At 51.6% G+C, this 20,856-nt stretch carries 18 protein-coding genes and 2 pseudogenes (1 of these 20 cut by a window edge); 4 read left to right on the top strand and 16 right to left on the bottom strand.

The window, feature by feature from the left end; all coding sequences use genetic code 11:
- The 12 genes and pseudogenes from QZF50_RS07855 to paaA form a co-directional block, all read right to left on the bottom strand.
- Window positions 1-113: pseudogene (locus tag QZF50_RS07855) on the bottom strand (phenylacetic acid degradation operon negative regulatory protein PaaX); the annotation flags it as partial.
- A gap of 100 nt (window positions 114-213) precedes the next feature.
- The gene (gene paaK, locus QZF50_RS07850; protein ID WP_000632280.1) at window positions 214-1,527 is read right to left on the bottom strand and encodes a phenylacetate--CoA ligase PaaK; all 1,314 of its coding nucleotides are present in this window, start codon (window positions 1,525-1,527) and stop codon (window positions 214-216) included.
- Window positions 1,528-1,553: 26 nt separating this feature from the next.
- Complete coding sequence (paaJ, locus tag QZF50_RS07845; RefSeq protein ID WP_061892304.1) at window positions 1,554-2,759, bottom strand: bifunctional 3-oxoadipyl-CoA/3-oxo-5,6-dehydrosuberyl-CoA thiolase; 1,206 nt, start codon at window positions 2,757-2,759, stop codon at window positions 1,554-1,556.
- Window positions 2,759-3,181, bottom strand: a complete 423-nt coding sequence (paaI, locus tag QZF50_RS07840) for a hydroxyphenylacetyl-CoA thioesterase PaaI (RefSeq protein ID WP_001471389.1) — start codon at window positions 3,179-3,181, stop codon at window positions 2,759-2,761. Before paaI ends, paaJ begins: the two co-directional genes overlap by 1 nt.
- Complete coding sequence (paaH, locus tag QZF50_RS07835) at window positions 3,171-4,598, bottom strand: 3-hydroxyacyl-CoA dehydrogenase PaaH (protein ID WP_000973371.1); 1,428 nt, start codon at window positions 4,596-4,598, stop codon at window positions 3,171-3,173. Before paaH ends, paaI begins: the two co-directional genes overlap by 11 nt.
- A gap of 1 nt (window position 4,599) precedes the next feature.
- Window positions 4,600-5,388, bottom strand: coding sequence for a 2-(1,2-epoxy-1,2-dihydrophenyl)acetyl-CoA isomerase PaaG (gene paaG / locus QZF50_RS07830; protein WP_000969777.1), 789 nt, complete (start codon window positions 5,386-5,388; stop codon window positions 4,600-4,602).
- Window positions 5,388-6,155: a 2,3-dehydroadipyl-CoA hydratase PaaF gene (paaF, locus tag QZF50_RS07825; RefSeq protein WP_001292341.1), complete on the bottom strand. Its 768-nt coding sequence runs from the start codon at window positions 6,153-6,155 to the stop codon at window positions 5,388-5,390. Before paaF ends, paaG begins: the two co-directional genes overlap by 1 nt.
- Window positions 6,152-7,222 (bottom strand): 1,2-phenylacetyl-CoA epoxidase subunit PaaE, encoded by a 1,071-nt coding sequence (gene paaE / locus QZF50_RS07820; RefSeq protein ID WP_000206364.1) that lies wholly within the window; start codon window positions 7,220-7,222, stop codon window positions 6,152-6,154. Before paaE ends, paaF begins: the two co-directional genes overlap by 4 nt.
- A 7-nt stretch (window positions 7,223-7,229) precedes the next feature.
- Window positions 7,230-7,727, bottom strand: a complete 498-nt coding sequence (gene paaD / locus QZF50_RS07815) for a 1,2-phenylacetyl-CoA epoxidase subunit PaaD (RefSeq protein ID WP_001189197.1) — start codon at window positions 7,725-7,727, stop codon at window positions 7,230-7,232.
- A 14-nt stretch (window positions 7,728-7,741) separates the two neighbouring features.
- Window positions 7,742-8,488 carry a 1,2-phenylacetyl-CoA epoxidase subunit PaaC gene (gene paaC / locus QZF50_RS07810; RefSeq protein ID WP_061892303.1) on the bottom strand — a complete coding sequence of 249 codons (747 nt, stop codon included), beginning with the start codon at window positions 8,486-8,488 and terminating at the stop codon, window positions 7,742-7,744.
- Window positions 8,489-8,496: 8 nt separating this feature from the next.
- Window positions 8,497-8,784 carry a 1,2-phenylacetyl-CoA epoxidase subunit PaaB gene (gene paaB, locus QZF50_RS07805; protein WP_000073393.1) on the bottom strand — a complete coding sequence of 96 codons (288 nt, stop codon included), beginning with the start codon at window positions 8,782-8,784 and terminating at the stop codon, window positions 8,497-8,499.
- An 11-nt stretch (window positions 8,785-8,795) separates the two neighbouring features.
- A complete protein-coding gene (gene paaA / locus QZF50_RS07800) occupies window positions 8,796-9,725 on the bottom strand; it encodes a 1,2-phenylacetyl-CoA epoxidase subunit PaaA (RefSeq protein ID WP_000191073.1) in 930 nt (309 codons plus the stop codon).
- A gap of 284 nt (window positions 9,726-10,009) precedes the next feature.
- Between paaA and paaZ the strand changes: the two genes are divergently transcribed.
- Window positions 10,010-12,055: a phenylacetic acid degradation bifunctional protein PaaZ gene (gene paaZ / locus QZF50_RS07795; RefSeq protein WP_061892302.1), complete on the top strand. Its 2,046-nt coding sequence runs from the start codon at window positions 10,010-10,012 to the stop codon at window positions 12,053-12,055.
- 247 nt (window positions 12,056-12,302) lie between these two features.
- The gene (tynA, locus tag QZF50_RS07790; RefSeq protein ID WP_000535468.1) at window positions 12,303-14,576 is read left to right on the top strand and encodes a primary-amine oxidase; all 2,274 of its coding nucleotides are present in this window, start codon (window positions 12,303-12,305) and stop codon (window positions 14,574-14,576) included.
- Window positions 14,577-14,633: 57 nt separating this feature from the next.
- Here tynA and feaB read toward each other — a convergent pair whose 3' ends face one another.
- A complete protein-coding gene (gene feaB / locus QZF50_RS07785; RefSeq protein ID WP_000138615.1) occupies window positions 14,634-16,133 on the bottom strand; it encodes a phenylacetaldehyde dehydrogenase in 1,500 nt (499 codons plus the stop codon).
- Window positions 16,134-16,368: 235 nt separating this feature from the next.
- Here feaB and feaR point away from each other — a divergent pair, with 235 nt between their 5' ends.
- The gene (gene feaR, locus QZF50_RS07780) at window positions 16,369-17,274 is read left to right on the top strand and encodes a transcriptional regulator FeaR (protein WP_290388847.1); all 906 of its coding nucleotides are present in this window, start codon (window positions 16,369-16,371) and stop codon (window positions 17,272-17,274) included.
- Window positions 17,275-17,445: 171 nt separating this feature from the next.
- On the opposite strand, the gene QZF50_RS07775 is transcribed toward feaR, so the two are convergent.
- From QZF50_RS07775 to QZF50_RS07765, 3 genes are read right to left on the bottom strand one after another with little or no spacing between them, the layout of a single operon-like run.
- Complete coding sequence (locus tag QZF50_RS07775; RefSeq protein ID WP_001325798.1) at window positions 17,446-17,775, bottom strand: YdbL family protein; 330 nt, start codon at window positions 17,773-17,775, stop codon at window positions 17,446-17,448.
- Window positions 17,776-17,779: 4 nt separating this feature from the next.
- A complete protein-coding gene (locus QZF50_RS07770) occupies window positions 17,780-17,965 on the bottom strand; it encodes a YnbE family lipoprotein (RefSeq protein WP_000698145.1) in 186 nt (61 codons plus the stop codon).
- The gene (locus QZF50_RS07765; protein WP_000900969.1) at window positions 17,962-20,601 is read right to left on the bottom strand and encodes a YdbH family protein; all 2,640 of its coding nucleotides are present in this window, start codon (window positions 20,599-20,601) and stop codon (window positions 17,962-17,964) included. Before QZF50_RS07765 ends, QZF50_RS07770 begins: the two co-directional genes overlap by 4 nt.
- A gap of 207 nt (window positions 20,602-20,808) precedes the next feature.
- On the opposite strand from QZF50_RS07765, the pseudogene ldhA reads away from it, so the two are divergent.
- Window positions 20,809-20,856, top strand: a pseudogene (ldhA, locus tag QZF50_RS07760) (D-lactate dehydrogenase); it runs 946 nt beyond the window's last position.

The following is a 20,856-nucleotide window of genomic DNA, read 5'->3' as shown; positions in this document are numbered from 1 at the left end:
ATTTCACCACCACGATGGGAAAGCGAATCACCATACAGAGAGGAGATCAAAGATGTGCCACTGACCGGAACAGCGTTTACAGCATGTTGGATAAAAGTATCAAGTTTACTCATTCGATTCAGTCTGTTGTTATTGTTGTGATTTATGAATCATAGCACAGGTCGTATCGACTTCTGGCCCTGACGCTTTACCTCACCAGGGCCAGACGACACGTCAGGCACCAACAATATTGCGCAGATCAAACACCCGACACGCCTTGCCTTCTGAACGCGGGATACTGCCACAGTTAACGATCATCACATCGGTAGAGATCCCCACCATCGACTTAATCCGATGGCGCAGCTGGTGGCATACCTGGCAACGCTGCTCATGCGTCAATGTCAGGCTACTTTCTTTCAACTCCACTTTCACAGAAAGTGAATCAAGATGCCCCCGGCGGTTCACCTCCAGTTGGTAATGCGGCGATAAATGTTCGAATTTGACAATCTCTTCTTCCAGTTGTGACGGAAAGACATTTACACCGCGAATAATCAACATGTCATCGCTGCGTCCGCTGATGCGATCCATGCGGCGCATAGTCCGCGCCGTTCCTGGTAACAGTCGGGTTAAATCACGCGTGCGGTAACGAATGACCGGCAATGCTTCTTTGGTCAGCGTGGTGAATAACAGTTCGCCATGTTCACCATCGGCAAGCGGTGTGCCGTCATGAGGATTAACAATTTCAGGATAGAAATGATCTTCCCAAATAGTTGGACCGTCGGTAGTTTCCAGACACTCCATCGCCACCCCCGGCCCCATCACTTCTGACAGGCCATAAATATCCAGTGCGGTGATCCCCAGACGCCGTTCAATCTCTTTACGCATGGCCTGTGTCCACGGCTCAGCACCAAACACGCCAACCCGCAGCGAGCAACCGCTGGCATCACCGCCCAACTGCCGCTCCAGCTCTTCAATCAGGTTAAGGCAATAAGATGGCGTAACCATGATCATATCTGGTTGAAAATCGCGGATCAGTTGCGCTTGTTTTTCCGTCTGCCCGCCAGACATCGGGATCACCGTAGCGCCCAGACGTTCGGCACCATAGTGCGCGCCCAGCCCACCAGTAAACAGGCCGTAACCATAGGCAACATGAATTTTGTCTTTGGGCGAGCCCCCTGCCGCACGCAAAGAACGCGCTACAATATTGGCCCAGTTATCAATATCGTTTTGCGTATAACCGACAACTGTCGGTTTACCTGTGGTTCCCGAAGAAGCATGAATGCGCACCACTTGTTCCATCGGCACGGCAAAGGTGTCGAAAGGATAGTTGTCGCGCAGATCCTGTTTGGTGGTACAGGGAAATTTACGCAGGTCTGAAAGTTCCCTGAAATCATCAGGATGTACGCCTGCTGCGTCGAATTTGCGCCGATACATCGGCACATTTTCATACGCGTGTTTGAGCGTCCATTTCAGACGCTGTGTTTGCAACGCCTGTAACTCATCAACAGACGCGGTTTCAATCGGGTCAAGCTTTGTATTGGTTATCATTGTAGGGTACTCGCAGGTTGATATGCTCAAACACGCTCCAGAATCATGGCGATGCCCTGACCGACACCGATGCACATGGTGCACAATGCGTAACGACCGTTACGCCGATGCAGCTCATGGCTGGCAGCCAGTGCCAGGCGGGCACCACTCATTCCCAACGGATGGCCTAAGGCGATAGCGCCTCCGTTGGGGTTAACATGTGGGGCATCATCAGGCAGCCCCAATTCGCGTATTACACCCAATGCCTGGGCCGCGAACGCTTCGTTCAGTTCAATCACGTCCATATCGTGAATACTCAGCCCCGCACGTTCCAGCACCCGGCGAGTTGCAGGCACCGGACCAAGCCCCATCAGGCGCGGTTCCACCCCGGCGGTTGCCATGGCTACGATACGCGCTCGCGGCGTCAGTCCTTGCGCTGCTGCCATCTGTTCACTGGCAATAATCAACGCAGCGGCTCCGTCATTCACCCCGGAGGCATTGCCTGCGGTAATCACCCCATTGGCACGAAATGGTGCTTTTAACCCACGTAACTGTTCCAGCGTCGTTTCCGGGCGCATATGCTCATCATGTTGTATTTCTGTTACAACGCCTTTCTTGTTTTTCAACACAACCGGAACAATCTCCTCAGCCAGAATGCCTGAGGATTGCGCTTTTGCCGTACGTTGCTGACTGCGTAGCGCAAAACTATCTTGATCTTCTCGCGAGATTTTTAACAGTTCAGCTACATTCTCTGCCGTTTCCGGCATGCTGTCAGTTCCAAATTGTTGAGCCATGAGCGGGTTCACAAATCGCCAGCCAATAGTGGTATCAAACATCTCAGCCTGACGAGAAAATGCACTGGTTGCCTTGCCCATAACAAACGGTGCCCGAGACATTGACTCCACGCCACCGGCGATCAGCAAATCGCCATCGCCCGCTTTAATCGCCCGTGCGGCGAACCCCAGTGCGTCCAGCCCGGAACCACACAAGCGGTTAATGGTTGTGCCGGAAACACTCTGCGGCAGCCCCGCCAGTAAAGTCGCCATCCGGGCTACGTTACGGTTATCTTCTCCCGCCTGATTAGCACAGCCGAGGATCACATCATCGATACACTCCGCATCGAGACGCGGGTTTCGCACCAGCAGCTCCCGCAAAGGGATAGCAGCCAGATCGTCAGCCCGAACACCTGATAATGCCCCGCCGTAGCGACCAATTGGCGTACGAATTCCGTCACAGATAAAGGCTTCACGCATCAGGCTTCTCCTGTAATGGTGTCGCCGATGCGGTGAGATTTACCGCGAAACAGCGCAACCGTTTTTTGTTGTTGGTTAACAATTTCGATGTCGTAAACACCGGTTTGCTTGCCCTGATGACGTACCTGCGCAGTAGCAGTTAAGGTGTCTCCGGCAAAGCCTGGACGTAAAAAATCAATCGTGCAGGCAGAAGCGACGGCTGCCAGCCCCTGGCTATTGCAGGCGTAGGCAAAGGCAGTATCAGCCAGTGAAAATAGCTGCCCGCCGTGGCAACTTTGATGACCGTTAAGCATTTGTGCAGTGACGGTCATGGTCACTACAGCAAAGCCTTCATCCATTGAGATAATGTCGATGCCAAGCGCTTTGGCGCAGGCATCGTTCTCATACATTGCATGGGCATTTTGCCAGGCCTTATGACTCATAACCGCTCTCCAGAAGCGCCCGTTGGCGCAGCAATGAACATGGGCGATAGCGTTCTTCGCCATAGTGATGCTGTAGATTTTCAAGGAGCCTTAATATTCGCTGCCAGCCAAGTTGCGCTCCCCAGGCAAGTGGGCCATATGGATAATTCACCCCAAGACGCATGGCGGTATCGATATCCTGTTCAGAGGCCACGCCTTTTTGAAGCGCATCAAGGGCTTCATTGATGATCATTGCTACCGTTCGCCAAATCAGCATTCCTGGGTAATCTGCAATTTGCAGCACTGTTTTGCCCTGCTGTTGCAGGTAATAAATGGCCTTGCGGGTCGCTGAGTCCGGGTTCACCGCTGCCGCAGCAATGGTCACCACCTTGCCCGCCATTTTGTCGACCACTACCACCGGGCGTGCCAGTCGTATTGCCAGCGCCTGTGCCGTCTCGCCTTGTGTCTCAATCAATAAAACATCGTCAATTTCCGTGACACCGTCACTTTTCTTTTCTACTTTCATTGGGCTAAAACTGTCGCTTACCGCTTCCAGGCCAACAACTGCCTCACGTTCCGCGCGCCAGTCGTACACGCCCAGCCCACTTTTCTTGCCCAACCGTCCACCAATCACCAGTTCCTGTTGCACCAGCGAAGGTAAAAAACGACGCTCCTGCCAGAAAGCGTTAAACACCGAACAGGTGACAGCAAAATTGACGTCCTGACCAATCAGATCGGTTAATTCCAGCGGCCCCATCGGGAAACCAGCGCCATCGCGAAGTGCAGCGTCAATCACTTCTGGTGCAGCAACCTGCTCTTCCAGTGCCCGCCAGGCCTCGGAATAATAAGGACGCGCAACACGGTTAACGATAAATCCGGGGGTCGAATGACAGCGCACTGGCTGCTTACCCCAACTCAATGTCAGTTCACACAACTGCTCGACAACTTCCGCTGCCGTTGCCAGCCCACTGACCACCTCCACCAACTTCATCACCGGTGCCGGGTTAAAAAAATGCAGCCCCGCAACACGTTCAGGATTTTTTACCTCCGCAGCAATCGCGGTTATAGAGATTGACGAAGTGTTAGTGGTCAATAGCGTTTGTGGCGGGCAAACTTCCGCCAGTTGTGCAAAGAGCGCTTTTTTAACTTCCAGACGTTCAGACGCCGCTTCAATAACCAGATTCGCTGCTGCCAGCGCGTGAATATCGGTCACCGGGATCAGGCGTTTCAATGTGCGTTCACAGGTTTCAGCGGTCAGTTTTCCCCGCGTCACGCGTGAATTTAGCCGCGCGTGTATCCCGTCGATTGCGCGGGTCAGCGCTTCAGCAGAAATGTCATACAGTAAAACCTGATGTCCATGACTGGCGGCAACTTCAGCAATGCCTGCCCCCATGGTGCCGCTCCCAATCACTGCCACAGTTTGCACATTTATCATCATGCTATTTCCCCGTGAACTGCGGTGAGCGTTTAGCCAGGAACGCACTGACACCTTCACGATAATCTGCGCTCCGTCCGGCAAGTCGCTGATAGTCACGTTCCAGATCCAGTTGCGTATCGAGCGTATTGGTTTCAGCGCTATTTATCGCTTGCTTGATAAGTCCAAGACCAAATGTCGGTTGTGTCGCCAGATGCCGTGCCAGCTGTTGCGCGGTATCTGCCAGCGTTTCATCATCAACAACCTGCCAGATCATCCCCCATTCGTGCGCCTGTTCAGCACTCAGTTGATTCCCCAGCAGTGCCAGCCCCATGGCGCGCGCTCGTCCGGCAACGCGTGGCAGTAACCAGGTTCCACCGCAATCGGGTATTAAGCCTAACTTACTAAACGCCATGACGAATTTTGCTGAACGGGCAGCAATAACGATGTCGCACCCCAGTGCCAGTGTTGCGCCTGCCCCTGCCGCCACGCCATTGACTGCACAGATCACCGGTTTTGGCAGTTTTGCCAGGCGACGTACCAGTGGGTTATAGAAACGTTCAACTGACATCCCTAAATCCGGTGCGGGGCCTGTGGGATCAACGTTACGATCGTTAAGATCCTGACCAGCACAAAATCCGCGCCCGGCACCTGTAAGTAACAGGCAACGGATAGTGTCGTCGCGCTCGACCTGTTTCAGGCACTCTGCCAGTTGTGCGTGCATCTCATCATTAAAACTGTTCAGGCGTTCCGGGCGGTTGAGCGTTAGTGTCATCACGCCCTTTTCTACATGACTGAGGATGAATTCCATCATTAGCGTCCTTTAAAGTCGGGCGTGCGTTTTTGTAAGAAAGCGGAGATGCCTTCATGACGATCTTCTGTTGCCGCCAGCAAGGTGAATAACTGTCGCTCCTGGGCAAGTCCGGCTTGCAAAGCCACTTCCTGCGACTGGCGCAGCGCTTGCTTTGCCGCTTGTAAGGCCAGCGGCGAGTGACGTGCCATTTTCGACGCCAGCTGTAAGGCGTATTCGAGGGTTAAATCGCTGGGGAAGACGTCGCTAACCAGCCCGGCCTGCTGTGCTTGCTGAGCGGTGATACTTTCTCCGCTCAGCACCATTTTGCTGGCTAACGATTTACCGACACTACGGATTAAACGTTGCGTTCCTCCTGCGCCTGGCATGATGCCGAGAGTGATTTCCGGCAAACCAAAACGCGCGTTCTCTCCGGCAACCACCACATCGCACAACAATGCCAGTTCGCAACCCGCACCAAGCGCGTAACCGTTGACGGCTGCGATGAGAGGTTTGTTGAAGGCCTGCAATCGCGCCCATAGCTGCGGGCGTGTATCGTTTAAGGTGGCCGCGAGATCTTTTTCTGCCATTTCGTTGAGATCGGCCCCAGCGGCAAAAAAGCGTGCATTACCGGTAATCACACAGACCGAAATGCTGCTATCGGTAGCCGCAGCTTCCAGTTCATTTACCAGTTGCGTCAGAAGGGCATTATTTAGCGCATTACGTGCGGCGGGACGGTTAAGGGTCAGCAACAATACTTGTTGCTGACGGCTGACGATCAGTTCGCTCATGCCATCCCCTTCGCGTCAAAGTCAACCACCACATCGCTGGTCAGCGGCAGTGCCTGGCAACTCAACACATAGCCTGCGGCCAGTTCATCCGGTTCCAGACTGTAATTGGTTTCCATCGCCACTTTGCCACGCAGCACTTTGCATTTGCAGGTCGCACAGACGCCGCCTTTGCAGGCATAGGGCAGATCAGCCCCCTGGCGCAATGCCGCATCGAGAATGCTTTCATCGTCGGCATTAAGCACGATTTCCCGATCCCGCCCATCCTGACGTACAGTCACTTTTTGTCCGTCACTTTGCACGTTAACGCTACGTTTGACGCGCGTGCCAGGCGTATTAAACCGCTCCAGATGAATGGTTTTATCTGGCATTCCCAGTGCTTTTAAGGCGGCTTCCGTCTCATCCATCATCGCCGCCGGACCACAAATAAATGCCTCATCATAAAGACGAAAATTAATGAGCGAGGCCCCAAGTGACTGTAATTTTTCACCGTCAATACGCCCGTGAAGCAGATCGCTGTCGAGGGTTTCCTGACTGAAAATGCACAACAACTGTAAACGCTGAGGATATTTGTCTTTCAGGTCTGCCAGTGCCTGGCGAAACATCATGCTCTGGCTGGTACGGTTACCGTAGATCAGGGTGAACTGACTTTCAGGCTCGGTTTGTAAAGTGGTGGCGATAATCGCCAGCATTGGCGTAATACCTGATCCTGCTGCAATAGCCAGATAGCGGCCCTGGCGTTCGGCCTGTGGCTGATAGCCGAAATGCCCCTGCGGCACCATGACCTCCAGCGTCATACCCTGGCGGATGTGTTCGCGGGCATAGCGGGAGAAACGTCCGCCTTCAATGGCTTTCACCGCCACACTAATTTCGCCAGGCAGATAGCTGCGGCAAATGGAGTAACAACGGCGTAATTCTTCACCATCAAAGCTGGCTTTTAAGGTCAAATGTTGACCGGGGCGAAAGCGATACGCCTCCTGCAAAGGCTGGGGCACCGCAAAGGTAATGGTCACCGCATCACGGGTTTCCGGCTCCACTTTTGCCACCGTTAAGGAATGAAACGTTGTCATGGCATCCTCAAATACATTTGAAATAATCGAAAGGTTCGCGGCAACTATCGCAGCGATACAATGCTTTGCAGGCCGTGGAACCAAATTCACTGATAAGTGTGGTATGGACGCTGGCGCAGCGCGGGCAACGTACTTCTGGCGGCAAATGGGCATGGCAACTGTGTCCGGCGGGCGGGCTAATGCCATACTGTCGCAGACGCTCACGGGCATCGGGGGTCATCCAGTCGGTGGTCCATGCCGGGTCGAGTTGCAGCACAACCTGAACGGGGGTAAACCCGTGGGTTGTCATTGCCTCACGTATCGCGCCAATCAAATGTTCCGTTGCCGGACAACCGGAATAAGTCGGCGTAAAGCCGATCACCCATCCTTCTCCCATCTGTGTCACATTACGCACCATGCCTAAATCGGTAATGGTCAGCACCGGGATCTCCGGGTCCGGGATCTGGCTGAGTAGCGCCCATATCTCATGAACCTGTGGCGGTGCAATGGTGGCCAGACGTTGCATACCCATCTCCTCTGTTACCATTGCTGACCGGGCAAGACACGCTGGAGATACTGCATTTCTGCCAGCATGGGTCCAAGGTGTTCGGTATGCAGTCCTTTTTTACCGCCAGTGCGATACGCCTGCTCTTGCGGTACGTTCAATGTGGCTTCGTTGATTCCGGCAAAAACTTCGGCTTCCCACGCTGCGCGTAAAGTGCGTGGATCAACCGCAATACCCTCTTCACTCAGTGCAATATCAATCTCGTCGGCATCGAACAGTTCGGCAGTAAAACGCCACAACTTGTCGATGGCCTGCTGCATCTTTTGCCCTGATACGTCAGTACCATTGCCCAGTCGCTCCAGCCAGCCACGACTAAAACGCAGGTGATAACGCGCTTCTTTAATTGCTTTGGCAGAAATCGCCGCCAGTTGCGGATCACGGCTTTCCATCAGACGGGTAAAGAGCGCCACATACCATGCATCGATGAAATACTGGCGTGCAATGGTGTCGGCAAAATTGCCGTTTGGTTGTTCAACCAACAATAAGTTGCTGAACTGGCGCTCGTCTCGGGTGAAGGCCAGGGTATCTTCATCACCTTCTCCCGCTAATTCAGCGGCATACGATAAGAAGTTACGTGCCTGACCTAATAAATCGAGGCCAATGTTTGCCAGTGCGAGATCGATTTCCAGTTCCGGTGCGTGACCGCACCATTCCCCCAACCGCTGGGAGAGCACCAGACAGTTATCGCCCAGGCGCAAGGTGTAAGCCGTTAACTGATTCATTTCCGACCTCACATGTGCTCAATGCCATCAGGGATGGTGTAAAACGTTGGATGGCGATAGACCTTGCTTTCAGCCGGATCAAAAAATTCACCGCGTTCTTCCGGTTGCGAGGCAACAATTTCACTCGCCTTCACCACCCAAATTGAACATCCTTCGCTACGACGGGTGTAAGCATCACGGGCATTTTCCAGTGCCATCCGCTCATCGGCAGCATGTAAACTGCCAACATGGCGGTGTGATAAGCCCTGTTTGCCACGCACGAAAACTTCGTATAACGGCCAGTAAACATTACTCATTTTGAATCTCCTTATGCGACCTTACGGGCAAGTTGTTTTTGTGCATGGGCCAGCGCTGCTTCCCGTACCCAGGTACCTTCTTCCCAGGCTTTACGTTTGGCGTCGAGCCGCTCCTGATTACAAATTCCGCGACCGTTAATTACTTCGTTAAACTCCTGCCAGTCGATCTCACCAAAGCGGTAGTGACCGCTTTCAGTGTCAAAATGCAGATCCGGGTCAGGAACGGTCATACCGAGCATTTCAACCTGTGGAACGGTGTTGTCCACGAAACGCTGGCGGAGTTCGTCGTTGGTGAAACGTTTGATTTTCCAGGCGAGACTTCTGGCGCTGTTTGGCGAGTTATCATCGTTTGGCCCGAACATCATTAAGGCTGGCCACCAGAAACGGTTAATGGCGTCTTGCAACATCTGCTTTTGAGCTTCGCTGCCCTGCGCGAGTGCCATGCAGGCTTCAAACCCCTGACGCTGGTGAAAACTCTCTTCTTTGCAGATTTTCACCATTGCTCTGGCATACGGGCCATAAGAAGTGCGACATAACGCCACCTGATTGACGATCGCTGCGCCATCCACCAGCCAGCCGATAACGCCGATATCAGCCCAACTCAATGTCGGATAATTAAAGATGGAGGAATATTTCATCCGTCCGTCGAGCATTTTTTGGTAGATGTCTTCTCTGGCGCAGCCCAGTGTTTCGGCGGCGCTATAGAGATACAGACCATGACCGGCTTCATCCTGCACTTTGGCCAACAGAATGGCTTTACGCCGCAAGGTTGGTGCGCGAGTGATCCAGTTACCTTCAGGCAACATACCAACAATCTCGGAGTGCGCATGCTGCCCAATCTGGCGGATCAGTGTCTTTCGGTAAGCATCGGGCATCCAGTCCTGTGGCTCGATAGCCGTTTCCTGGGCTATCCGTTGCTCAAAGCGTTCTTCTTGGGTCACGTCATCACCTTTACGATTCCAGTTTTCGTGAATTAATTAAAAACACGAATCACATTGTTTTATGAAAGTTACACAATAGTTAACTAAAATCACAAATTTTGTATGCTTGAACTGTGACGGATTTCGCACCCTATTTTTATAAATCATTATTTATCAGTGCGTTAGTGTTTTCCGCAGTTGCTATACAGATCGCATAGTTAACATTTCGTTAAAAGACCCCTTGCTTATTATGATTCGCGATTTAACTATTAGCAACAGAAATGTGAAACATCTGGAGAGTAGCGATGCAGCAGTTAGCCAGTTTCTTATCCGGTACCTGGCAGTCTGGCCGGGGCCGTAGCCGTTTGATTCACCACGCTATTAGCGGCGAGGCGTTATGGGAAGTGACCAGTGAAGGTCTTGATATGGCGGCTGCCCGCCAGTTTGCCATTGAAAAAGGTGCCCCCGCCCTCCGCGCGATGACCTTTATCGAACGTGCGGCGATGCTTAAAGCGGTCGCTAAACATCTGCTGAGTGAAAAAGAGCGCTTCTATGCTCTTTCTGCGCAAACAGGCGCAACGCGGGCAGACAGTTGGGTTGATATTGAAGGTGGCATTGGGACGTTATTTACTTACGCCAGCCTCGGTAGCCGGGAGCTGCCTGACGATACGCTGTGGCCGGAAGATGAATTGATCCCCTTATCGAAAGAAGGTGGATTTGCCGCGCGCCATGTACTGACCTCAAAGTCAGGCGTGGCAGTGCATATTAACGCCTTTAACTTCCCCTGCTGGGGAATGCTGGAAAAGCTGGCACCAACGTGGCTGGGCGGAATGCCAGCCATCATCAAACCAGCTACCGCGACGGCCCAACTGACTCAGGCGATGGTGAAATCAATTGTCGATAGTGGTCTTGTTCCCGAAGGCGCAATTAGTCTGATCTGCGGTAGTGCTGGCGACTTGTTGGATCATCTGGACAGCCAGGATGTGGTGACTTTCACGGGGTCAGCGGCGACCGGACAGATGCTGCGAGTTCAGCCAAATATCGTCGCCAAATCTATCCCCTTCACTATGGAAGCTGATTCCCTGAACTGCTGCGTACTGGGCGAAGATGTCACCCCGGATCAACCGGAGTTTGCGCTGTTTATTCGTGAAGTTGTGCGTGAGATGACCACAAAAGCCGGGCAAAAATGTACGGCAATCCGGCGGATTATTGTGCCGCAGGCATTGGTTAATGCTGTCAGTGATGCTCTGGTTGCGCGATTACAGAAAGTCGTGGTCGGTGATCCTGCTCAGGAAGGCGTGAAAATGGGCGCACTGGTAAATGCTGAGCAGCGTGCCGATGTGCAGGAAAAAGTGAACATATTGCTGGCTGCAGGATGCGAGATTCGCCTCGGTGGTCAGGCGGATTTATCTGCTGCGGGTGCCTTCTTCCCGCCAACCTTATTGTACTGTCCGCAGCCGGATGAAGCACCGGCGGTACATGCAACAGAAGCCTTTGGCTCTGTCGCAACGCTGATGCCAGCACAAAACCAGCGACATGCTCTGCAACTGGCTTGTGCAGGCGGCGGTAGCCTTGCGGGAACGCTGGTGACGGCTGATCCGCAAATTGCGCGTCAGTTTATTGCAGACGCGGCACGTACGCATGGGCGAATTCAGATCCTCAATGAAGAGTCGGCAAAAGAATCCACCGGGCATGGCTCCCCACTGCCACAACTGGTACATGGTGGGCCTGGTCGCGCAGGAGGCGGTGAAGAATTAGGTGGTTTACGAGCGGTGAAACATTACATGCAGCGAACCGCTGTTCAGGGTAGTCCGACGATGCTTGCCGCTATCAGTAAACAGTGGGTGCGCGGTGCGAAAGTCGAAGAAGATCGTATTCATCCGTTCCGCAAATATTTTGAGGAGCTGCAACCAGGCGACAGCCTGTTGACTCCCCGCCGCACAATGACAGAGGCCGATATTGTTAACTTTGCTTGCCTCAGCGGCGATCATTTCTATGCACATATGGATAAAATTGCTGCTGCCGAATCTATTTTTGGTGAGCGTGTGGTACATGGATATTTTGTGCTTTCTGCGGCTGCGGGTCTGTTTGTCGATGCCGGTGTCGGTCCGGTCATAGCTAACTACGGGCTGGAAAACTTGCGTTTTATCGAACCCGTAAAACCAGGCGATACCATCCAGGTGCGTCTCACCTGTAAGCGCAAGACGCTGAAAAAACAGCGTAGCGCAGAAGAAAAACCAACAGGTGTGGTGGAATGGGCGGTAGAGGTATTCAATCAGCATCAAACCCCGGTGGCGCTGTATTCAATTCTGACGCTGGTGGCCAGGCAGCACGGTGATTTTGTCGATTAATCGGTGAATGAAGGGCAACGGCGAATAGTTGCCCTTTTATTTCACTAAATTTTGTGACGTTGTCACATTATGCATAATGTGTACATCTATTTTCAGGGCATCCACTGTATGAAAAGCTGGCACACCTGCCAAACAACCTGGCAGGTGCAGGCAATCCCCTTTGCATCAGTACTGATAATGTGAACCTGACTAAACCGCCCACAGAGCGCGGTTGCTAACAAGAACACAACATCTGACGAGGTTAATAATGGGAAGCCCCTCTCTGTATTCTGCCCGTAAAACAACCCTGGCGTTGGCAGTCGCCTTAAGTTTCGCCTGGCAAGCGCCGGTATTTGCCCACGGTGGTGAAGCGCATATGGTGCCAATGGATAAAACGCTTAAAGAATTTGGTGCCGATGTGCAGTGGGACGACTACGCCCAGCTCTTTACCCTGATTAAAGATGGCGCGTACGTGAAAGTGAAGCCTGGTGCGCAAACAGCAATTGTTAATGGTCAGCCTCTGGCACTGCAAGTACCGGTAGTGATGAAAGACAATAAAGCCTGGGTTTCTGACACCTTTATTAACGATGTTTTCCAGTCCGGGCTGGATCAAACCTTTCAGGTAGAAAAGCGCCCTCACCCACTTAATGCGCTAACTGCGGACGAAATTAAACAGGCCGTTGAAATTGTTAAAGCTTCCGCGGACTTCAAACCCAATACCCGTTTTACTGAGATCTCCCTGCTACCGCCAGATAAAGAAGCTGTCTGGGCGTTTGCGCTGGAAAACAAACCGGTTGACCAGCCACGCAAAGCCGACGTCATTATGCTCGACGGCAAACATATCATCGAAGCGGTGGTGGATCTGCAAAACAACAAACTGCTCTCCTGGCAACCCATTAAAGACGCCCACGGTATGGTGTTGCTGGATGATTTCGCCAGTGTGCAGAACATTATTAACAACAGTGAAGAATTTGCCGCTGCCGTGAAGAAGCGCGGTATTACTGATGCGAAGAAAGTGATTACCACGCCGCTGACCGTAGGTTATTTCGATGGTAAAGATGGCCTGAAACAAGATGCCCGGTTGCTCAAAGTCATCAGCTATCTTGATGTCGGTGATGGCAACTACTGGGCACATCCCATCGAAAACCTGGTGGCGGTCGTTGATTTAGAACAGAAAAAAATCGTTAAGATTGAAGAAGGTCCGGTAGTTCCGGTGCCAATGACCGCACGCCCATTTGATGGCCGTGACCGCGTTGCTCCGGCAGTTAAGCCTATGCAAATCATTGAGCCTGAAGGTAAAAATTACACCATTACTGGCGATATGATTCACTGGCGGAACTGGGATTTTCACCTCAGCATGAACTCGCGCGTCGGACCTATGATCTCCACCGTGACTTATAACGACAATGGCACCAAACGCAAAGTCATGTACGAAGGTTCTCTCGGCGGCATGATTGTGCCTTACGGTGATCCTGATATTGGCTGGTACTTTAAAGCGTATCTGGACTCTGGTGACTACGGTATGGGCACGCTAACCTCACCAATTGCTCGTGGTAAAGATGCCCCGTCTAACGCAGTGCTCCTTAATGAAACCATCGCCGACTACACTGGCGTGCCGATGGAGATCCCTCGCGCTATCGCGGTATTTGAACGTTATGCCGGGCCTGAGTATAAGCATCAGGAAATGGGCCAGCCCAACGTCAGTACCGAACGCCGGGAGTTGGTGGTGCGCTGGATCAGTACAGTGGGTAACTATGACTACATTTTTGACTGGATCTTCCATGAAAACGGCACTATTGGCATTGATGCCGGTGCTACGGGCATCGAAGCGGTGAAAGGTGTTAAAGCGAAAACCATGCACGATGAGACGGCGAAAGATGACACGCGCTACGGCACGCTTATCGATCACAATATCGTGGGTACTACACACCAACATATTTATAATTTCCGCCTCGATCTGGATGTAGATGGCGAGAATAACAGCCTGGTGGCGATGGACCCGGTGGTAAAACCGAATACTGCCGGTGGCCCACGCACCAGTACCATGCAAGTTAATCAGTACAACATCGGCAATGAACAGGATGCCGCGCAGAAGTTTGATCCGGGCACGATTCGTCTGTTGAGTAACCTGAACAAAGAGAATCGCATGGGCAATCCAGTTTCCTATCAAATTATTCCTTATGCAGGTGGTACTCACCCGGTAGCAAAAGGTGCCCAGTTCGCGCCGGACGAGTGGATCTATCATCGTTTAAGCTTTATGGACAAGCAGCTCTGGGTAACGCGTTATCACCCTGGCGAGCGTTTCCCGGAAGGCAAATATCCGAACCGTTCCACTCATGACACCGGTCTTGGACAATACAGTAAGGATAACGAGTCGCTGGACAACACCGACGCTGTTATCTGGATGACCACCGGCACCACACATGTGGCCCGTGCCGAAGAGTGGCCGATTATGCCGACCGAATGGGTACATACTCTGCTTAAACCATGGAACTTCTTTGACGAAACGCCAACGCTAGGGGCGCTGAAGAAAGATAAGTGATTGTTTCAGACAAAAAAACGGCACCAGGTGCCGTTTTTTACTTATGAGCGAACCAGATTAATACCGTACACACACCGACTTAGTTTCACACCAACCGTCCAGCCAGTCGGGGCCAAAATCACGGCCCGTTCCTGACTGCTTCATCCCACCAAACGGTAAGTTAGCGTCAATTAAGGTATGGCTGTTTACCCACACCGTACCTGCCTGTAAGCGATCGCTATATTCCAGAGCCTGGGAGAGATTTTGCGTCCAGACACTGGCAGTTAAGCCATATTCCGTGTCGTTTGCCAGTTGTAACGCCTCTTCTCCATCCGCTACTCGCACCAGGTTTACCACCGGACCAAACACCTCTTCACGAGTTAAACGCAATTTAGCATCGGGATTTACCACCAGCGTTGGCGCAACATAATACCCCTCTCCGGCTGGTCCATTCGACCCGCGAATCAGCTCTGCTTGCTGTGCCTGCGCATCGTCGAGGAATGAACACACTTTGTCGCAGTGCGCACGAGAAACCAAAGGGTTAATCTGTGCAACAGGTGACATCCCCGGTCCCACTTGCAACGATTTTACCGCCTGCTCAAATCCACTAACCAGCGTGTCAAACAACGGCGCTTCAATATAAATTCGCGAACTGGCGGCGCATACTTGCCCTTGATTCAGGAAGCTTCCGGTCATCAAGCCTTCAATAACCCATTGCGGATCAGCATCTTTTAATACAATTGCCGGGTTTTTACCGCCCAGTTCCAGCGTTACACGCGTTAAGTGATCAGCAGCAGTTCTGGCAATACCTTTTCCCGTCGCGGTTGAACCGGTAAAACTGATTTTCGCAACATGAGGATGTGACGTCAGGGCCGCGCCGCATACAGCACCTGACCCGGTGACCACATTAAAAACGCCATCAGGGATACCAGCCTCGCTGGCCAGTTCCGCCACGCGCAACATCGTCAGTGGCGTGGTTTCCGAAGGCTTAATCACGATTGAACAGCCTGCTGCCAGTGCTGGCATCACCTTCCACATACCAATCATCAACGGAAAGTTCCATGGCACAATTCCCGCCACTACGCCAACCGGCTCTTTACGCGTCCAGGCCTGATAACGCGCCCCCTGGGGTAAGGGAATCGACAAGTCCAGCGTTTTACCCGCGATTTTGGTCGTTAACCCGGCGGTATAACGCATCCAGTTCAGCGTACAGCCCACTTCAAAAGCACGGGAAATGGCAATTGACTTGCCTTGCTCCAGGGTTTCCAGTTGCGCCAGCTCCTCACTGTGCTGTTCCACCAGATCGGCAAAACGTAGCAGAATACGTTCACGCTCTGCGGGTAATCGCCCGGCCCAGCGACGCGAGACAAAGGCCCGCCAGGCAGACATGACTGCGTTATCTACATCCGCTTCGTTGGCATCAGCAGTAGACGCAATTTCTTGCCCGGTGGCCGGATCAAAGATCGCCAACCGTTTTTCACTTTGTGCGGGGCCTGGACGACCATCAATATAAAGACCGTGTTGACGATCGAGAAACTGTTGGACCTGGCTTAATACTGCTACATGCGGCTCTGTCATCACTTTTCCTTATTATTTACCCAGTGTGATTTCAGTGTACGCAGCGACAAGAAAAGTCACTTTTTTCGCTGTGACATTCGCTTTGTCAGCTGTGACAAGCTCCGCAAATCGTGACAATAACCGCTTATGTCTCTATGCCTGAGAAGACTTATTTCCTATAGTCAGGCTCATTAGCTTCGTTTACTGCAACACAAATGCAACAATAAAAATACATTTCACAGAGCGAAAACGTGCCATGAACCCCGCAGTGGATAATGAGTTTCAGCAATGGCTTTCCCAAATCAATCAGGTATGCGGAAATTTTACCGGATACCTGCTGACCGAGCGTTACACGGGTGTACTGGATACGCATTTTGCCAAAGGACTAAAGCTGAGTACCGTGACAACCAGCGGGGTGAATTTATCCCGCACCTGGCAGGAAGTAAAAGGCAGCGACGATGCCTGGTTTTACACCGTTTTTCAGCTTAGTGGTCAGGCAATAATGGAGCAGGATGAGCGTCAGGTGCAGATTGGCGCTGGCGATATTACGTTACTCGATGCCTCACGCCCCTGTTCGCTTTACTGGCAGGAGTCTTCTAAACAGATTTCATTACTTTTGCCACGCACTCTGCTGGAACAATATTTTCCCCATCAAAAACCTGTCTGCGCAGAAAGACTGGACGCTGACTTACCCATGGTGCAACTCAGTCATCGCCTGTTACAGGAGAGCATGAATAATCCGGCACTTTCTGAAACAGAAAGTGAAGCTGCGCTACAGGCGATGGTGTGTCTGCTGCGCCCGGTACTTCATCAGCGGGAATCTGTTCAACCTCGTCGTGAACGTCAGTTTCAAAAAGTGGTTACGTTGATAGACGATAATATTCGCGAAGAGATATTACGCCCGGAGTGGATAGCCGGAGAGACAGGTATGTCAGTACGTAGTTTGTACCGAATGTTTGCCGATAAAGGTTTGGTAGTCGCGCAATATATTCGTAACCGTCGTCTCGATTTTTGTGCAGATGCGATTCGCCATGCCGCAGATGATGAAAAACTGGCAGGCATCGGCTTTCATTGGGGATTTTCTGACCAGAGTCATTTTTCAACGGTATTTAAGCAACGCTTTGGGATGACGCCAGGCGAGTATCGACGTAAATTCCGCTAACTAATTGGCGTTGTGTGTACTGCAACGCCAATTAGTTAAAACAGATATTTGACTATGCATTTTTCAGGGCGAAAGGCAATTTGACAGGAGTTTTTGAATATTCACCTTGTTTCAGGAAAATAGATCAATCGCTTTCTCCTGTAGCGTTATCCCGATATTGCGGTTTTGCTATTAAAATTTTCGCACCCATTTACCGTTTATCCCTTGTACATATTCCCCCGGTTTGGCCCGAGCTACGAGCTTTTGCCCGGCGAGTTTCGCGATATCATCTACCGACACATTATTTTGCTTTGCCAGTTGTTGGTAACTCGCTTTACGTTCGGCATTAATGTCGGTTACTAATTTCTCTGTTTCAGCATCCGTTTTCAGCGCAACCAGATAACCATAAAATGTTTCACCTACCCGCCCCTGAGTTCTGGCTTCATCCAGAGTCAATGCCATTACATTGCTGCTTACCAGCCCAACAAGAAACGCACAAAGAAGTAATGTTTTCTTCATCATCGCCTCAGAAAAGATCGCTACGAGTTTCAAGCAGCTCTTCGACATCTTTGTCTGCCTTGATGATGATCTCATGCTCAATTTTAACGTTCATATTGATAGTGATCGGTTCCTTAGGTGCAGCGACTTCAATGCGAGGCGTACAGCCAACCAGCATAAAAGATGACGTCAACGCAGCCAGTAAAATTTTCATTGTTTTTCCTCACACTCTTTTCCTTGCGGACAGTCATTTCCCGGCAGACGTGCGTTCTGCTCCAACCATGCCTGGAGATTATCGCCAAAGCGTAAACTGCGCCACAGCGTAAAAATATTCTCTTCATGATGGTAATTAAGGTTTACCGTACCGCTTTTACCATCAACGCGACTGGTACCTGTAATGTTGGCCTGCATGGTTAATAAACCGAGATTATCTAAGTTAATTTTTGTCGATGACCGGCTAATTTCCATATAGCGCAACCAGTTAATTGCTGAACCCGCAGTCATATTGTCTTTCACCACCGCATCTGCGGTGTCTTTATCCAGCCGCAAGGTCATTGGCCCGCTATTTGCCAGCCAACCATCTTTCACTATCCATTTTTCGTTGTTTAGCCATAATGGCAATGCACCACTAAATGCCCCGGACATGGCGAATTGTTTCGGATTGACGGCGCTAACCAGTTCGCTGGATGAGAGATTATTCAGCCGCAACAGCGCCGGGTCATGTTGCGGCATACGTAATTGTTTCATCAGTACGTTACCGCCTAACACATCGACGCTAACATCAGTCAACAGCAAGGGTTCTTCTTCAGTCCACGGATAACGCCCTTGCAAATCAGCCGTAATATTTTTCGCTGTCACCAGATTAATCACTTCGGCAATTCGCAACGTAACGGGGCCGCGAGTCCCCAGATGCCAGGCTCCATCGGCAAAACGGAAAGGCAGGACAAAATCGACACCGTTAACCTGATTATCTGGCATCCAGGCACTACCGCCTTTCAACACGCCGTGCCCTCCCGCGCGGAATCCTTGTTCAGGCGCAGCAGAAAATGCAACCTGAGCATACAGTTCACCATCGCGTAAGTTCATCTTCCAGTCGGGTGGCACCAGCGGCTGGAATACAGTCAGTGATTGTTTAGGCCACCAGGCGTTACCGCGCAGCCGAATACCGTCCCAGCGACCATTTACCCGAACCGGGCCAATCTCACCAGCATGTAAATCGCCTTTAAAGAGGAAATAGGCAGGATCGCGCCCATCGACACTAAATTTTAAGGTTGATGGCGGTAACACACTGCCGCCAGTGAACAGCGTTTGCCCGGCGTCCAGTGACAGCGCGCCGCTGAAGGAGGGATGCTGTGCGTCACGTACCCAGACGACGGGCTTGTCGAGAATTAATCGCGGCTTTTCTACCGTCATCGTACCGTATTGTAACTGGTCGAAACCGGTGGAGAGATCGGTCAGCGTAATCGTGCTGTCATGCCACTCACCTTTTCCTGCGACATCCCAGGTGGCATTCATCGGTGTAAAACTGCCTTTTCCCCAGTAGCGCCACTGCCAGCGGCCAGCGTCAGGGAGAAAATCATTCGCCAGCCCATCCATATGCAGCACGAAATCGCCCAGTTCATTTTCATGCGCCTGCAAGATGGCCTGCAAACGTCCGTCAACACCACGTTGGGTGACTTTTACACCCGCTAAAGGCCAGCGGATTTCATCGATGTCCAGCGAATCGATGACTCTTCCCTTCGAACGTAATAACGCGCCTGGCTCAAAGGCCAACGTTGGGTCAGTCAGACTTCCGCTTAGCTGCGCAGGTAAACGGGCATATAAAATGAGGTCCGCCTGTTTCGCTTCACCGGTCAGTTGCAGAGGCAGCTGACTGTTATCCATGCTTAATTTTCCTGGGCCAAAATTTAGCACCGCGTTGCCTTTACCCGCTTGCCCCTGGGTCAGCACACTCAGTCGTCCGCTGATCAGAGCGTTCTCAAGCCCTGCCTGCCAGTTGTCGACTTTGACACCCAGTCGGCCACTCAAAGGAAAACCTGCATACGGCCAACTCCAGCGACCATCGCTTACGGTCAATTGTTGACGAGTAATTTGCCACGGCAAATCGAGCAACGGATCGCCGTTATCCCGTGCCAGCACAATCAATTGCCCGCTATTTTCCTGCCAGTCCAGCTCTGCATCCACCAGTGACGGTTCCTGCGGCAAGTTTAACGTCGCAGTAGCATGCCCACTTACAGGAAGTCCATCCGGCACGAGCGGCATAGTAAATTCCCCCACCAGTTTAACCGGCGGCTGATTTTCAAACGCGACGACATCCAGTTCGCTGACTGTAAGTTGTTGCCCTTTCAGCTGGCCTTGAAATTTAACTTTTTCGCCCTGATAACGCAGTTGCTGGATATCAGAGGTTAATGCGAGAGAGAGTTTTCCCTGCCATTCCTGCCAGGGAGAAAAAATCAGTTTATCGATATTGATCCAGGTGTTAGGCAGCATGGACTGCCACTGCGCGAGGGTTTTTGGAGCAGCTGGCGATTGCTCCGTCTGCGGCAATTTCGCCAGACAAGCAGAATCAAGTTCTACCGTGCCGACGTTCAATAACCAGCGGCTGGGATGTGAAAGGCTGGCGTTGGTGATATGCGCAAGCTGACAATCTCCCACCAGATAACGGAGATCGGGAATGATTAAACCTTTACGCGTAATGCGTGGGCTTTCATCTAATGCAATACGTGTCCCGAGCGGTAGCCAGATGCCCGCCAGCGTGGGAACCCACAGCCCGAGCGTCATCAGCAGCGTCAACGGCACAAGAATAATCAGTAATAACAGCGCGAGAACGGCTTTATATTTACCCAGCATGGGTAGTTAATATCCTGATTTAGCGAAAAATTAAGCATTCAATACGGGTATTGTGGCATGTTTAACCGTTCAGTTGAAGGTTGCGCCTACACTAAGCATAGTTGTTGATGAATTTTTCAATATCGCCATAGCTTTCAATTATATTTGAAATTTTGTAAAATATTTTTAGTAGCTTAAATGTGATTCAACATCACTGGAGAAAGTCTTATGAAACTCGCCGTTTATAGCACAAAACAGTACGACAAGAAGTACCTG

This window comes from uncultured Escherichia sp., assembly GCF_948475835.1.
Lineage (GTDB): Bacteria > Pseudomonadota > Gammaproteobacteria > Enterobacterales > Enterobacteriaceae > ECMA0423.
The sequence above is the reverse complement of the archived record's forward strand: the minus strand, read 5'-3'. Positions and strand labels throughout refer to the sequence as shown.